The organism is Camelimonas fluminis, assembly GCF_014656355.1.
Lineage (GTDB): Bacteria > Pseudomonadota > Alphaproteobacteria > Rhizobiales > Beijerinckiaceae > Camelimonas > Camelimonas fluminis.
Window position 1 is genome coordinate 1 of the sequence record NZ_BNCG01000175.1, and the last position, 583, is coordinate 583.

A 583-nucleotide genomic window follows, 5' to 3' on the forward strand; every position below is an offset into this window, starting at 1 on the left:
TGGCCGGGGCGTGGCGCTGCTCGTGCAGCGCCTTCGCCATGCCGGTCAACCCGAGGGCAGTGAGGCGCTCGGAAGTGGGGTGTGTCAGCAAGGTCCGTCTCCTTTAATGGTAATAGCCTTGGCCGCGGATGTTGGGGTGCTGCAGGGGAAGCTGCCCGGCCTCCTCAAGGAAGGCGCGGTCGAGCCCGCTCTGCAGGATTGAGCGGATCGACGCGACGGAACGCGCGCGGATGGACAGGCCTCTCCGGCAGGCCGCGTCGAGACGCGCCGGTTCAAAGCTCCTGGCGAGTGCGAGAACGCCCAGGCAGGTGCGAAAGCCCTGCTCGGGGTGGGGGCGATCGGCCATCACCGCTTCACAGAAGGCGGCGACCGATGGTCCGAGCTTCCCGGCCTGCGCCAGCATGCGCGCCGGCGTCCATTCGGCGTAGCGGCGATGCGCTGAGGGCATGTGCTCTGGCGCCGTGATATGGCTGCGCCGTCCCGGACTGCGGGCGTGGCTGGCAACCCGTTGGCCCTTGTGGAAGATCTCGACGGTTCCGCCGCAGATGCGTACATCCACCTCCTGGCGGATCAGCCCGAACGG

General features: G+C 68.6%; 1 protein-coding gene. It reads right to left on the reverse strand.

The genetic code is table 11. From position 1 onward, the window contains the following. Window positions 1-103: 103 nt before the first annotated feature. The coding region (locus tag IE243_RS23015) for a Mu transposase domain-containing protein (RefSeq protein WP_191321596.1) at window positions 104-583 on the reverse strand (480 nt) is incomplete at its 5' end.